Source organism: Haloarcula sp. H-hyl6 (assembly GCF_056934455.1).
Map to the genome: position 1 here is coordinate 2402506 of NZ_JBRIIK010000001.1, position 12460 is coordinate 2414965.

The 12460-nt window shown below is 67.6% G+C and carries 14 protein-coding genes; 6 read left to right on the plus strand and 8 right to left on the minus strand.

Annotation, left to right across the window (positions count from 1 at the left end):
• Window positions 1–17: 17 nt before the first annotated feature.
• Window positions 18–716, plus strand: coding sequence for an SDR family NAD(P)-dependent oxidoreductase (locus Hhyl6_RS12480; protein ID WP_483739514.1), 699 nt, complete (start codon window positions 18–20; stop codon window positions 714–716).
• Here the strand turns inward: Hhyl6_RS12480 and Hhyl6_RS12485 are convergent, their stop codons facing one another.
• The 3 genes from Hhyl6_RS12485 to Hhyl6_RS12495 all read right to left on the minus strand — a co-directional run bounded on the left by Hhyl6_RS12485 (window position 717) and on the right by Hhyl6_RS12495 (window position 3124).
• Window positions 717–2456, minus strand: a complete 1740-nt coding sequence (locus Hhyl6_RS12485) for a histidine kinase N-terminal 7TM domain-containing protein (RefSeq protein ID WP_483739515.1) — start codon at window positions 2454–2456, stop codon at window positions 717–719.
• 60 nt (window positions 2457–2516) lie between these two features.
• Window positions 2517–2855, minus strand: a complete 339-nt coding sequence (locus Hhyl6_RS12490) for a DUF7977 family protein (protein WP_483739516.1) — start codon at window positions 2853–2855, stop codon at window positions 2517–2519.
• A gap of 107 nt (window positions 2856–2962) precedes the next feature.
• On the minus strand, window positions 2963–3124 hold the full coding sequence (locus tag Hhyl6_RS12495; RefSeq protein WP_483739517.1) for a hypothetical protein: 162 nt from the start codon (window positions 3122–3124) through the stop codon (window positions 2963–2965).
• 119 nt (window positions 3125–3243) lie between these two features.
• Here Hhyl6_RS12495 and Hhyl6_RS12500 point away from each other — a divergent pair, with 119 nt between their 5' ends.
• From Hhyl6_RS12500 to Hhyl6_RS12515, 4 genes are all read left to right on the plus strand, one after another.
• Complete coding sequence (locus Hhyl6_RS12500) at window positions 3244–4230, plus strand: molybdopterin-binding protein (RefSeq protein WP_483739518.1); 987 nt, start codon at window positions 3244–3246, stop codon at window positions 4228–4230.
• Window positions 4231–4488: 258 nt separating this feature from the next.
• A complete protein-coding gene (locus Hhyl6_RS12505) occupies window positions 4489–5451 on the plus strand; it encodes a WD40/YVTN/BNR-like repeat-containing protein (RefSeq protein WP_483739519.1) in 963 nt (320 codons plus the stop codon).
• Window positions 5452–5667: 216 nt separating this feature from the next.
• Window positions 5668–6492, plus strand: a complete 825-nt coding sequence (locus Hhyl6_RS12510; protein WP_483739520.1) for an aldo/keto reductase — start codon at window positions 5668–5670, stop codon at window positions 6490–6492.
• Between the two features lie 101 nt (window positions 6493–6593).
• Window positions 6594–7001 carry a hypothetical protein gene (locus Hhyl6_RS12515; protein WP_483739521.1) on the plus strand — a complete coding sequence of 136 codons (408 nt, stop codon included), beginning with the start codon at window positions 6594–6596 and terminating at the stop codon, window positions 6999–7001.
• A gap of 189 nt (window positions 7002–7190) precedes the next feature.
• Here the strand turns inward: Hhyl6_RS12515 and Hhyl6_RS12520 are convergent, their stop codons facing one another.
• Entirely contained in the window at window positions 7191–8345 is a 1155-nt protein-coding gene (locus tag Hhyl6_RS12520) for a PH domain-containing protein (protein WP_483739522.1), read from the minus strand.
• 163 nt (window positions 8346–8508) lie between these two features.
• Between Hhyl6_RS12520 and Hhyl6_RS12525 the strand changes: the two genes are divergently transcribed.
• Window positions 8509–9183 (plus strand): MBL fold metallo-hydrolase, encoded by a 675-nt coding sequence (locus Hhyl6_RS12525; protein WP_483739523.1) that lies wholly within the window; start codon window positions 8509–8511, stop codon window positions 9181–9183.
• A 13-nt stretch (window positions 9184–9196) separates the two neighbouring features.
• On the opposite strand, the gene Hhyl6_RS12530 is transcribed toward Hhyl6_RS12525, so the two are convergent.
• The 4 genes from Hhyl6_RS12530 to Hhyl6_RS12545 all read right to left on the minus strand — a co-directional run bounded on the left by Hhyl6_RS12530 (window position 9197) and on the right by Hhyl6_RS12545 (window position 12382).
• A complete protein-coding gene (locus tag Hhyl6_RS12530; RefSeq protein WP_483739524.1) occupies window positions 9197–9508 on the minus strand; it encodes a DUF7126 family protein in 312 nt (103 codons plus the stop codon).
• Complete coding sequence (guaA, locus tag Hhyl6_RS12535; protein ID WP_483739525.1) at window positions 9505–10422, minus strand: glutamine-hydrolyzing GMP synthase; 918 nt, start codon at window positions 10420–10422, stop codon at window positions 9505–9507. The genes Hhyl6_RS12530 and guaA overlap by 4 nt, the downstream gene beginning before the upstream one ends.
• Window positions 10422–12083, minus strand: a complete 1662-nt coding sequence (locus tag Hhyl6_RS12540; protein WP_483739526.1) for a CTP synthase — start codon at window positions 12081–12083, stop codon at window positions 10422–10424. Before Hhyl6_RS12540 ends, guaA begins: the two co-directional genes overlap by 1 nt.
• A gap of 116 nt (window positions 12084–12199) precedes the next feature.
• On the minus strand, window positions 12200–12382 hold the full coding sequence (locus tag Hhyl6_RS12545) for a hypothetical protein (RefSeq protein WP_483739527.1): 183 nt from the start codon (window positions 12380–12382) through the stop codon (window positions 12200–12202).
• Window positions 12383–12460: the final 78 nt, after the last annotated feature.

Sequence of the window (12460 nt, forward strand, 5' to 3'; positions counted from 1 at the left end):
CCCGCCGTAGCGGGCGCATGGACGTACCACTCTACGACTCGCTCGACGGGCAGGTCGCGCTGGTCACCGGCGCGACCCGCGGCATCGGGCGAGCCATCGCGGACGGCCTCGTCGACCGGGGCGCGACGGTGTACGTCGGTGCCAGAGACCCAGACGACGTGGCGGCGAGCGACCGCCGCCCGGTTGAACTCGACGTGACCGACGACGCGGAGATGGCGGCCGCCGTCGACCGCATCGCCGACGAAGCGGGCCGTCTCGACGTGTTGGTCAACAACGCGGGGGTGATGGACTCGCGGGAACCGCTCGACTCGATGCCAACCGAGGTCATCGACCGGACTCTCGACACCAACCTCCGGGGGCCGACGGTGCTGACGAAACACGCGCTCCCGCTACTGCTCGACCGACCCGGCGGTCGGGTCGTCAACGTCTCCTCGGGGCTGGGTGCCATCACCGAACGTCAGTCCGGTGGGACGCCGGCCTACCGTATCTCGAAGACCGGCCTGAACGGGCTGACGCGCTACCTCGACGGGGAGTACGGCGGCGAGGGACTGCTCGCGAACTCGGTGTGCCCGGGCTACGTCCAGACCGACATGACTGAGCAGTCCGCGCCGCGAACCCCGGAGAAAGGGGCGGAGACCCCGGTGTGGCTGGCGCGGTTCCGACCCGACGGGCCGGGCGGCCAGTTCTGGCGCGACCGGGAACCGAAACCGTGGTAGTCACCGGTCCGGGGGGAGCGAGACCGACGCGTCGGGGTCGTCCGGCACCGGGTCGCCGTCTTCGACCGGGTCGGCCGCCGGCAGTTCTACCTCGACGGTCGTGCCCGGTCCCTCGGCGAACGACAGCGTCCCGCCCGCGTTGCGGACGACCCACTTCACCAGCCACAGGCCGACGCCGGACCCGTGCTGGAGGGGCGTCTCCTCGCCGGCGAGGATGACCTCCCGTTCGTAGGGTTCGATGCCGGGGCCGTCGTCGGAGACGTAGACGACGACGCCGGTGTCCGGGCCGGGCGGTTCGACGGTCACCTCGACGGTCGGCGGCCCGTCGCTGTGCTCGACGGCGTTGTCGAGCAGTTCCTCGAAGGCGAGCGTGAGCGACGGGCCGCCCTCGACCCAGCAGTCCTCGGGACAGGACAGCGAGAGGTCAGCCTCGGGGTTGCGGCTCCGGACGGTGTCGACCACCGGAACGAGGAGCGGTCGGAGCGCGACCGGCCGGGGGGTCTCGCTCTCAAGCGTCTCGGAGACGCGCCCTATCTTGTTGCTCCGGTCGACGACGTCGTCGACGGTCCGGACGATTCGGTCGAGTCGCCGTTCGTCGTCGGCGTCCGCGACCCTGTCGGCCAGGAGGTCCGCGTTCCCCCGGACGACGTTCATCTCGTTGCGGATGTTGTGCCGGAGCAGGCGGTTCAGCACGTCGATTCGCTGTTCGCGCTGGCGGCGCTCGGTCACGTCGCGCAGGCTGACGAGGTGGCCCGAGACGACGCCGTAGGCCCGGTACAGCGGCGTCACCCGGACGTCGTAGTACCGGACGCCGCCGTCGCCGGCGAGTCGCGTCTCGGTCTGTGCGCCCTCGCCGGCCTCGGGCACTGTCTCGGCCAGCGCCGGCAGTTCGGCTCGTAGCGACCGGCCCGGGAGCGCGGCCGGGTCCGCGTCGAACAGCGACGCGGCCGCCGCGTTCACGTCGACGATGCGCCCGCTCTCGTCGACGATGACGACCCGGTCGTCCATCTCCGCGAAGATGGCCTCCCGGCCGAGGTCACGGGTCACCGGCGCGACGTCCAGCAACTGCCCGCGCAACATGGCCCCGGAGAGGACGATGCCGGAGACGACGTAGCCGAGGCTGGTCGGGTCCACCGTGGTCCCGAGGAGGTCGAGCGCGTGGAGCGACTGGGCGGCCGTCGGCACCGTGATGGCGACCAGTAGCGCGAGGCTGTGGCTCCGGAACAGTTGGTTCGTCCGGAACATCTGGCGGACGAGCAGGACGCCGCCGGCGAGCACCAGCGCCAGCATGTACGCGAGGTGACCCCACCGCGCCAGTCCCCAGACCGGCAGGAGCGCGCTCCCCTCGGCGACGACGGCCGTCTGGGTGGCGGTCCAGACCAGTCCGTGCGCCTCGTTGGACCAGACCAGCGTGACGAACACGGCGGGTTCGGCGAGCAAGAGGGCGACCCGGCGACGGGTGAGCCAGTAGGGGTGACCGGTGTACTCCAAGACTGTCGCGAGCCACGCGACGGGGATGACCACCGAAAGCGTCAGTTGGACCTGCAGGAGCCACACCATGGTCGGCACGTCCGGCACGGCCAGTTCCACCCCCTTCGCGACGGCCCAGAGGCTCGCGGCGACGACGAACGCCGCCAGCGGTCCGGCACCGGGGCTGTCGCGGTGGAGCCAGACGAGGACGGCCACGCCCATCCCGGCCACGGCCGCGAGGAGGACCACTGACAGGGGAGACAGCAGCATCTGTTTCGACGCTCGGGAGACTCGCAAATAAACGTTCTCGGCCCAGTATCGCTGGCGATACTACGAGCGCCGCGAGCGGAGCGCCGACCACACCGCGACGGCCCCCAGCAGGAACGCCGGGACGAGCGGGAGCGCCAGATAGGCGGCCCTGAGGGTCAGTCCCAGCGACCGGACGACCCCCTGTGCGGCCGGCAGGACGAGGATGGCGACGGGAATCAGGAGGAAGCCCACGACTATCATGCCGACGAGCGCCCACCCCTCCCAGCCGAACTCGCCGCTCGTCTCGGCCTGTGTCGGCGGTTCGCCGCTGGGTCGGTGGACGTAGCCGTCGTTCTGGGCGTCGTCCGCCCGCTCATCGCCGTCGTCGGGGGTTACGGTGACGCCCTCGTCCTCAGGCATCGCGTTCACCCGCCGTGACGACGTGGCCCACCCCGTAGCCGCTGTACTGGACGGTCTGCATACACGCAGGTCGGGATAGCGCGCGCAAAACGCTGGCGGTCCGCCGCTCAGGCGGGCCTGCGCGGCGACGGGCGGTCGATTTCGAGGAGGCTCACGCGGTGGTCCTCGTCCCGTTCGTGCGCGTTCCATTCGTCGAGTGCCGTCGCGTGGTCCTCGAACAACCCCTCGAACTGACACTCGTGGCACGTGACGTGGTAGACCCTATCCATGTGAAATCCGATTCGTGTTCGATTGATAAAGTTTCTGGCTGGGTGAATAATACGGCGACTGCCGGCACTCTCCGGACGGTAGCCAGAAACATTTACCCCGGCGACGCCCTCGTGCCGGTATGGTCGACTTCCAGTCCCGCGACACGCGGCGCGGCCTCGGCGAAGACGAGGAGGAGGAGACGGAGGAACCCGACGGGGCGGAGACGGAGGCGGACCGGTCCGAGGAGGGGAGCGACGGGGCAGACGAGCCGACCGACGCCCCTTCCGGTGACCCCTCGGAGACGGCCCCCGAGGCAGGGAAACAGGCGACCGACGACGGCCCCGAGCAGACCGAGGCGACGGGGGACGCGGAGCGTCGGGAGCACTCGGGCGCGAGAGGGACCGAGACGGGTGGAGACGACCCGCTCGCCGAAGGTGGCGCGGGAGCGTCGGATTCGACGGCGGCCGAGGCGGCCACCGAAGCGGACACCGACGAGGGGAACGAGGCGGCGAGCGACCGAGAGTCGCGCACGTCCGGCGAGTCATCGGCCTCGGCGTCGTCCGAGGCCCCGTCTCCCGCCGGCGCGGCGGGGTCGAAGGTGGCGACTGGCGCGTCGGAGACGCGGGCAGACTCGGAACCGACGCCGCCGGCGGTCACTCCCGTCGACGTGGCCGTCGTCACCGTCGGGACGGCGACCGGACAGGGCGGGGACCCCACGGCCGAGGCGATAGTGACGGCCGTCGAGTCCGTGGGCCACACCGTCACCGCGCAGGAGCGACTCCGCGGGGACTACGACGGCGTCCAGCAGGCCGTGGACACGCTGGTCGGCCGCGAGGACGTGGACGTGGTGGTGACCGGCGGCGGCGTCGGCATCGCCGCCAGCGAGGTGACCGTCGAGGCGGTCCACCCGCTGTTCGAGAAGGCGCTCCCCGGGTTCGGCGAGGCGTTCCGCACGCTCCTGTTCGACTACATCGGGACCGGCATCGTCGCGGTGCGTGCCACCGCGGGTATCGCCGAGGGGACGCCCGTGTTCTGCCTGCCGGCCGACGGGGAGGTCGCGAGCCTCGCCGTCGACGAGATAATCGCGACGGAGGCCCCGGAACTGGTCGACCACCTGCGCGAGTGACTCGGGACCGCGCGAGCGAGGGGGCCGCCCACCGAGACCAACCGCCGCCGACCGGACTGGCATGAACCCTGTGACGATTTCGTTCGTTTTAGACCGTTTAATCGGGTGTAAACGACTGACTGCGGCCGAGTACGGGGAATCGAACGGTTCGGACGCGTCTTCGGCGAGAAAAATGCGGTTCCACGGGCCGAAAACCGCGAAAAACCGGCTTAACCGCTCTGACCATTGAAGTGGCACTCGTCCCACGACCCGGGTGCAATGTCCGAACGCGAAGCCACCCGACGTGGCGTCCTGAAGGGTATCGGTGTGTCAGTCGCTGCCGCGATGGGCACGGCCGCCCTCTCCGGGCCTGCCGCCGCGAGCAGTCCGTGGGAGGTCGTCGAGTCGCCGACGGGTAACACGCTCTACGACGTGGCGCACACGGACGCGGGAGCGTACGCCGTTGCCGGCGGTGGCGTCGTCCTCGAACGGACGGAACTGGGCTGGCAGAAAATCCTCGGTGGCGGCCCGACCGGCAACGGGAACAGTCTCTACGGCGCGGACGTGACCGACGACGGGGAGCGCCTCTGGTTCGTCGGGTCCTCGGGCGCAATCGGGGAGTACGACGTCGAGTCCGGCGTCCTCACCGACCACAGCGCCCCCATGGACGTGACCAACAACTTCAACGACGTCTCGGTCACGGGAGCGGCCGGCGAGGCCAACGTCTACGTCGCCGGCGACTCGGGGAAGATGTACCACTCCTTCGAGAACGGCGAGACCGGGACGTGGGAGTACGTCACGCCGGGGTCCGGGTCGGCCATCAACGCCGTCGACTTCTTCGACGACCGGTGCGGTCACATCGTCGACGGCAACAAGTCCGTCTTCCGCACGCAGGACGGGGCCACGTGGACCAAGATAGGGTTGGCCGACGCCAACGTCAACTTCTACGGCGTCGACTCGGACGGCTTCGACGACGTCTGGGTCTCCGGCGGCGGCGGGATGGTGTTCCACTGGGACGGCAGCGAGTGGACGCCGTCCGACACCGGCGACGCCGGACTGCGCGACGTCGAGGTCACCGACGGCGACGACGACGGCTACACGGTCGGCGGCGGCGGCAAGGCGTACGAACTCGGCCGCGAGTGGACCCAGAACGAGACGCCGACCGGCCAGAACCTGAAGGCCGTCGTCCGCGGGCACGTCGACGTCGCCGTCGGCGCGGGCGGGACGATTATCGAGCGCTAGACCGGCACACGTCCGCGTTCGGTCTGCCGTTCTGAGTCCCCGCACTCGGTCGCCCGTCCGTCACAGGACGACCCCTCCACTTCGGCACGCCCGACCAGTCTCTCCTCGTGACGGCATCGGCTGTCACCGTCACGACTGCCCGACGCTCCGCTCCGGTCGCCTTCTCACGACCTCCATCGCCACCGTCGTTTTCCCGGTCGCCCCCCAACGACGGGTATGGAGACGATTGCGGTGCAAGGCGAGTCCGTCCCCGCGCTCGGTCTGGGCACGTGGCAACTGACCGGCCCGCAGTGTCACGAGACGGTCCGGACGGCGCTGGAGATGGGGTATCGGCACGTGGACACCGCGCAGGCGTACGGCAACGAGCGACAGGTGGGCGCGGGTATCGACGCCGCCGACGTGGACCGCGACGACGTGTTCCTCGTGACGAAACTCGACGGGAGCAACCGGAGCGCCCGGCGGGTCCGACAGTCGACCCGGGAGAGCCTCAACCGACTCGGCACAGACTATCTGGACCTCCTGCTCGTCCACTGGCCCAATACGCCGTGGATGGCGCCGCTGTCGGAGACCATCGGCGCGATGAACGACCTCGTGGACGACGGACTGGTCCGCAACGTCGGAGTGAGCAACTTCTCGCCGTCGCTCCTCGACGAGGCCCGTGAACTCTCCGACGCGCCGATTCTCACCGACCAAGTGCAGTACCACCCTTACTGGGACCAGACGCGACTGCTGGACTACTGTCGCATCCACGACGTCCTCCTGACGGCGTACAGTCCGCTGGCCCGCGGCGGCGTTCTGGAGGACCCGGCGCTCGTCCAGATAGGCAACCGCTACGGCAAGTCCCCGGCACAGGTCGCGCTCCGATGGCTCGTTCAACAGGACGGCGTCGCCGCTATCCCGAAGGCCAGCGGCCGCGACCACCTCGCCGAGAACCTCGCTGTCTTCGACTTCGAACTGACCGACGCGGAGATGGACCGCATCCGGGCGCCCTCGAAGGTCAAGACCGGATACCACTACCTGCGGTCACAGCTCCCGTTCTGAGCTGAGGGATAGCTCACCGTATATAACTCTATCGCGGTTTCGAGGTGGGTATGCTTTAGTAACCCAATTTTAGATAGTAACCTATCGTCTCTCAGTACGTCATGGCAACCGAAACGCCACCCGCGATGGAGACGTACAGTCCCGAGACCATCCTCTCGACGATGGGGTCGATAAAGAAGATGCTCGTGGTCGGCGCCGGGTTCGTGGCCGTCGGATACCTGCTCGTCGGGACCGCGCTCTTCCTCGAGTTCACGCAGTTCCACCCGCTCGTCGACCAGTTCTTCGCCACGCAGACGGCCCACAGCCTCGCCGGTGGCGGCCCGGACCGCGCCGGTGCGACCCTGCTCAACAGCCAACTCGCGACCATCCACAAGTTCCCGTCGCTGTTGCTTTGGCTGAAACTCGGCGGCATCGCGCACATCCTCGTCGGCATCTTCGTCGCCCTCGCCGCCATCGTCCGCACGTTGACGCTGGTGCCCCACCGACTCGCCTACGCGATGGACGAGTGAACCGGATACCGGTCCTCGTCCCGGAGTTGCTAACCCGCTGCCGGTTCCCGCAGACGCCGCCATCCGATGTCACGGTAGCGCCGACACGGCCCGCGAGTGCCGAGAACCGACCCGTGAGGGACGATGCCACCGATTTGCCCACGACGGCTTACCCACGCCGGAACTGGCGTTCGAGACCCCACGACCGGCCTAAATCTTGTCGAGGAGGCGCTGCTTCTTCTCCTCGAACTCCTCGTCGCTGATAGCACCGGCGTCGTTGAGCTCTTTCAGTTTCTCTATCTGTTCGAGCGGGTCGGGCTCCGTCTCGGCCGGTTCCTGTTGGACGACCTGTGGCTGGTTCGCCGCCGCGACCTGCTGGCGGACGAACCTGATAGCTCGGCGGACCTCGTCCTTTCCGGGGTCGTGAGCCTCGATGTGATACGTCTGCCCCGCCGTTTGGAGCGTCAACCGCTTGTTGACCAACCCCGTATCGAGGTCGACGCTGGTGATACTGCTGTAGGGGACCGACCGCTCGTCGGTCCCGAGGAACTGCGGAATCTTGATGGCTACGCGCTTGTCGGTGACGACGGCACGGACCCACCCGCTGGTGCCGCTCTTGCGACTGCGGTCGTCCCCGAACAGCGAGTTGCCGGCGCTGGACCCCTCGACGTCGACCGTCGACCCCCGCGTGATGAAGTGGACCGTCTCGCCCGGGTCGAGGATGCCTTTGACCTTCTCGTAGCGTGCTCTCGTGACGTACGAGCCCTGTGGCTCGGCGTCGAGCGCCTCCTCGGCTACCGGCCCCTCGTCGAGTGTATCCGTCCACACGCCCGAGAGACCCTCGACGACCGACGTCTCCGCCCCGTCTTCCCGTGGTGGCGTCGCCTCTGCGAGGTCTTCGATGTACTGACGACACTGGTGTAACTCGTCGTCGCTCAGGGAGTTGTTCGCGTAGAAGGTGTACTCGTTCTCCGCGGTCGTGAGCGTCAGTCGGTGTTTCATGCGACCGTCGCTCGCTTCGACGCCGGTGATTGCGCCCGGCCAGAGCGACTCGCCCCTCGACCCGGCGGTGACGAAGAGAACGCGCTGGTCGGTCACGAGACAGATGCTCCGGTACGAGGCGTCGTTGCCACCGCCGACCGTAGTCCCGTTCCGGGTTATCCCCTTCGTGTCGTTGTACAGGTAGCAGTGTGGCTGTTCGTCCGGTCCGAGATACGAGAGGAGGGGCTCGTCGGCGAGCACGTCCTTCTGTAGCATCCCCGTCGACGTGGTCGTCAGTCGGTCGACGGTCACGGAGTCACCGTACGCGGCTGCTGCCAACTCTCTCGCCCGGTCCTCGTCAGAACCATCCCCGAACGTTCCCATACACAGCGCTTTCGGAGCCTGATATATAATATTACGAGCCGGTCGACGACTACATCGGTGGGGGGACTCCCCTCGTGACACCGCCACCGTGACTGTGGCTGCTCTCGCCGTGGTGGGTCGCGCCCGAAGAAGGGTTTTGACGCCGGCGGTCCAACGCACGGGTATGGTGACGCCGCTCACGGACGACGTCTGGTGGTACGACCTCTCGGGAGCCAACGCCTACCTCGCCGACGACGAGGGGACGCTCACGTTGGTCGACGCCGGCATGCCGTGGCACGGCAACTCGCTCGTCGCCGGCGTCAGAGAGGCGGGCTTCGAGTTGCGTGACTTGGACCGCATCCTCGTCACCCATTACGACGTGGACCACGTCGGCGGCCTCTCGGCGTTCGACGGCGTGGACCTGACAATCTACGTCGGCGCGGCCGACGAACCGTACGTGACCGGCGCGGACAAGCCGCCCGTCTCGAACCACAAGGGCGCGCTCCAACGGGTCACGCGTCGCCTCGCGTCAGCGCCCACGAATCCGGTCGAACCGCTGGACGACGGGGACACCGTCGGGAGTTTCACGGTCTACCACACGCCCGGTCACACGCCGGGCCACGTCTGTTACGTCAGCGAGGCGCTGTCGGTGGCGTTCCTCGGCGACCTCGTTCGGGAGAACCGGGGTAAACTGACGCCTTCACCGTGGCTGATTAGCTACGACACGGGCGCGGTGACACGGAGCATCCGCGAACTGGTCGACCGCGTCCCGCCGTTCGACGCGGCGGCGGTCGGTCACGGCGTCCCGTTCAAGCGGGACGGGAGCGGCCGCTTGGCGGAACTGGCGACGACGGTGTGAGAACGAGGGCCGCCTACAGTTCCTCGGCGACGGCCTCGGGCGGAAGCAGGTTCGGGTCCACGACGAGGTCGGCCTGTCTGCTGGCGAAGTCGGGCAGGGACCCCTCGGCGTAGACGACCACGCGCAGGTCGGGGTTGAGGTCCTTGGCCACGGCGATGGAAGTCGCCTGTGCCATCTCCGTCAGGAGGTAGACGTCGGCGTCGTGGACGCCGGCCTCCTCCAGTCCGGGGCGGTTGCCCACGTCGGCGACGGTCGCGGTGTGACCCTCCGCTTCGAGTGCGTCGGTGATGCCGTCCGGGTCTGACCCGACGATGACTACCTTCATTCGTACTCGATGGTCGCCGGCGGTTTGTGCGTGACGTCGTAGACGACGCGGGCGACGTTCTCGTGGGCACCCGTGATGCGGGACTGCATCCGCTGGAGCGTCTCCCAGTCGAGTTCCTGCGCTCGGGCGGTCATGCCGTCGCGGGACTCGACGGACCGAACCGCGACGACCCAGCCGTGGACCCGGTTGTCGCCCTTGACGCCGGTCGCCTTCCCGATGACGGCCGCGAGCGCCTGCCACGGGTCGTACTCCTCCAGTTCCTCCTCGACGACGTGGTTGGCCTCGCGGGCGACTTCGAGTTTCTCCTCGGTGACTTCGCCGATGATGCGGACGGCCAGACCGGGGCCGGGGAACGGCATCCGCTCGGAGATTATCTCCTCTAGATCGAGTGCGCGGGCCACCTCGCGGACCTCGTCCTTGTAGAGGTCACGCATCGGTTCGACGATGCCCTCGAAGTCGATGCGTTCCGGCAGGCCGCCGACGTTGTGGTGGGACTTGATGGTCCCCTCGCTCTCGATGCGGTCGGGGTAGATGGTCCCCTGGACGAGGTAGTCGGCGTCCACCTCGCGGGCGACCTCCTCGAACTCCCGGATGAACTGCTCGCCGATGATGTGGCGCTTCTCCTCGGGGTCGGTTTCGCCTTCCAGTTCCTCTAGGAAGCGGTCCTGTGCGTCGACGATGCGGAGCGAGTCCATGTAGTCGAACGTCTCGCGAATCTCCTCGGTCTCGCCTTTCCGCATCAGGCCGGTGTCGACGTACACCGCCGTCAACTGGTCGCCGATGGCCTCGTAGGCCAGCGCCGCGGCGGTGGAGGAGTCGACGCCGCCCGAGAGGCCGATGACGGCGTGCTTGTCGCCTATCTCGTCGGCGATTTCGGCTTTGGCCTCCTCGATGAACTCCTCGACGTCCACCATCAGTGGCTCACCTCCTCGGACTCGACCTCGTGAGGGTCGTCGCCCAGTACGGCCTCCAGTAGCCCGACGAAGGGCGGACTCGCCCTCGTGGGGCGCGAGCGGAACTCGGGGTGGAACTGCGTCCCGATGAAGTACGGGTGGTCGTCGGACGCGAGTTCGAGTATCTCCATACGGTTCCCGGAGCGCCCGGAGAACTTCAGGCCGGCGTCTTCGAGTCGGTCGAAGTACTCGGGGTTGACCTCGTAGCGGTGACGGTGTCGCTCGGTGCAGGAAGTACCGCCGTACAGCGCGGCGGCGAGCGACCCGGCTTCGATGTCCGTCTCGTGAGCGCCCAGTCGCATCGTCCCGCCCATGTCCTCGATTTCGTACTGCTCTGGCAGGATGTCGATGACGGGGTGTGGCGTGTCCTCGTCGAGTTCGGCGGAGTGAGCGCCCTCTAGCCCGAGGACGTTCCGGGCGTACTCGACGACGGCCATCTGGAAGCCGAGACAGAGACCGAGGAACGGCACGTCGTTCTCCCGGGCGTACCGGATGGCGTCTATCTTGCCCTGCGTGCCACGTGTGCCAAAGCCGCCGGGGACGACGATGGCGTCGGCCTCTCGCATCCGCTCCTCGTGGTGGTCGGGCATCTTCTCGGAGTTGACCCAGTGGACGTTCACGTCGACGTTCTTCTCCAGTCCGGCGTGTTTTAGCGCCTCGTGGACGGACATGTATGCGTCTTCGAGGTCGTACTTGCCCACGAGGGCCACGTCGACGTCGCCGTCTGTCTGTTGGGTGACGAGTTCGCGCCAGCGGTTCTCACGCTCGTCCTCGGGGAGCGCCTCGTCTGCGATGTCGAGCCGTTCCATCACGTACTCGTCTAACCCCTCCTCCTCGACCATCAGCGGGACGTGGTAGATGTCGTCGACGTCCGGGTTCGAGAAGACGGCCTCGGTGGGGACGTCACAGAACAGCGCTATCTTCTCGCGGGTGTCGATGTCGAGTTTGTCCGAACAGCGGCCGACCAGAATGTCCGGCTGGAGCCCGATAGAGCGCAGTTCCTTCACGGAGTGTTGCGTGGGCTTGGTCTTCTGCTCGCCGTTCTTCGAGTAGGGGACCAGCGTGACGTGGGTGAAGAGGATGTCCTCCTCGTCCTCCTCGTGGGCGAACTGGCGCAGGGCCTCCAGATAGGGCATCCCCTCGATGTCGCCGACGGTGCCGCCGACTTCGATGATACAGACGTCGTTGCCCTCGGCGGCCTCCCGTATTCGGCGCTTGATGTCGTCGGTGATGTGCGGGATAATCTGGACCGTGCGACCGAGGTAGTCGCCGGCGCGTTCCTTCTCGATGACGTGCTGGTAGGTCTTCCCCGTCGTGACGTTGTGGTCGAAGGTCATGTCGATGTCGAGGAACCGCTCGTAGTTCCCCAAGTCGAGGTCGACCTCGCCGCCGTCTTTGAGCACGTACACCTCGCCGTGCTGGAAGGGGTTCATCGTGCCGGCGTCGACGTTCAGATACGGGTCTATCTTGACCGCTGTAACGTCGAACCCGGCGTTCTTGAGAAGCCTACCCGTGCTGGCGGCGGTGATGCCCTTCCCCAGTCCTGACATCACGCCACCGGTGACGAAGATGAACTTCCGACCCAGTTCAGGGTCGTAGTCCGTTTCGGGTTCGGTCGGCATACCGACGGTGGACCGTGTGTCGTCAAAACGGTTTCGGGACACCCCTCGTTCGTCACGCCCTGTCAGTCAGCGACTGGACGTTTGTGTCCCGACCCCGGGCGGCGCTTCAGGTGCGTTCACCCGGCTAGCGTCCTGCTGACGGCGACGACCAACGCGAGCGAGAGCGCAGAGAAGACAGCGTCTTCCCTCGCGGCGCCGACGGCGAGGAACAGTGCGAGGCCGGCGAGGAACCCGGCGGCGAGCGAGACGGCACCGTGACTGGCCCGTCCGCCGAGTGACGGTGGTTCGGCTGTGGCCATATCTCACCATTGTCCGTGAGGTATTGTAAGCGTACGCCCGGCCTCACTCCTCGTCACCCGGACCGAGGAGGCCGATGT

Excerpts from the sequence above, each read along its gene's own strand:
- Hhyl6_RS12480 (WP_483739514.1), top strand. The coding sequence starts at position 18 with ATGGACGTACCACTCTACGACTCGCTCGACGGGCAGGTCGCGCTGGTC.
- Hhyl6_RS12485 (WP_483739515.1), bottom strand. The coding sequence starts at position 2,456 with ATGCTGCTGTCTCCCCTGTCAGTGGTCCTCCTCGCGGCCGTGGCCGGG.
- Hhyl6_RS12490 (WP_483739516.1), bottom strand. The coding sequence starts at position 2,855 with ATGCCTGAGGACGAGGGCGTCACCGTAACCCCCGACGACGGCGATGAG.
- Hhyl6_RS12495 (WP_483739517.1), bottom strand. The coding sequence starts at position 3,124 with ATGGATAGGGTCTACCACGTCACGTGCCACGAGTGTCAGTTCGAGGGG.
- Hhyl6_RS12500 (WP_483739518.1), top strand. The coding sequence starts at position 3,244 with ATGGTCGACTTCCAGTCCCGCGACACGCGGCGCGGCCTCGGCGAAGAC.
- Hhyl6_RS12505 (WP_483739519.1), top strand. The coding sequence starts at position 4,489 with ATGTCCGAACGCGAAGCCACCCGACGTGGCGTCCTGAAGGGTATCGGT.
- Hhyl6_RS12510 (WP_483739520.1), top strand. The coding sequence starts at position 5,668 with ATGGAGACGATTGCGGTGCAAGGCGAGTCCGTCCCCGCGCTCGGTCTG.
- Hhyl6_RS12515 (WP_483739521.1), top strand. The coding sequence starts at position 6,594 with ATGGCAACCGAAACGCCACCCGCGATGGAGACGTACAGTCCCGAGACC.
- Hhyl6_RS12520 (WP_483739522.1), bottom strand. The coding sequence starts at position 8,345 with ATGGGAACGTTCGGGGATGGTTCTGACGAGGACCGGGCGAGAGAGTTG.
- Hhyl6_RS12525 (WP_483739523.1), top strand. The coding sequence starts at position 8,509 with ATGGTGACGCCGCTCACGGACGACGTCTGGTGGTACGACCTCTCGGGA.
- Hhyl6_RS12530 (WP_483739524.1), bottom strand. The coding sequence starts at position 9,508 with ATGAAGGTAGTCATCGTCGGGTCAGACCCGGACGGCATCACCGACGCA.
- guaA (WP_483739525.1), bottom strand. The coding sequence starts at position 10,422 with ATGGTGGACGTCGAGGAGTTCATCGAGGAGGCCAAAGCCGAAATCGCC.
- Hhyl6_RS12540 (WP_483739526.1), bottom strand. The coding sequence starts at position 12,083 with ATGCCGACCGAACCCGAAACGGACTACGACCCTGAACTGGGTCGGAAG.
- Hhyl6_RS12545 (WP_483739527.1), bottom strand. The coding sequence starts at position 12,382 with ATGGCCACAGCCGAACCACCGTCACTCGGCGGACGGGCCAGTCACGGT.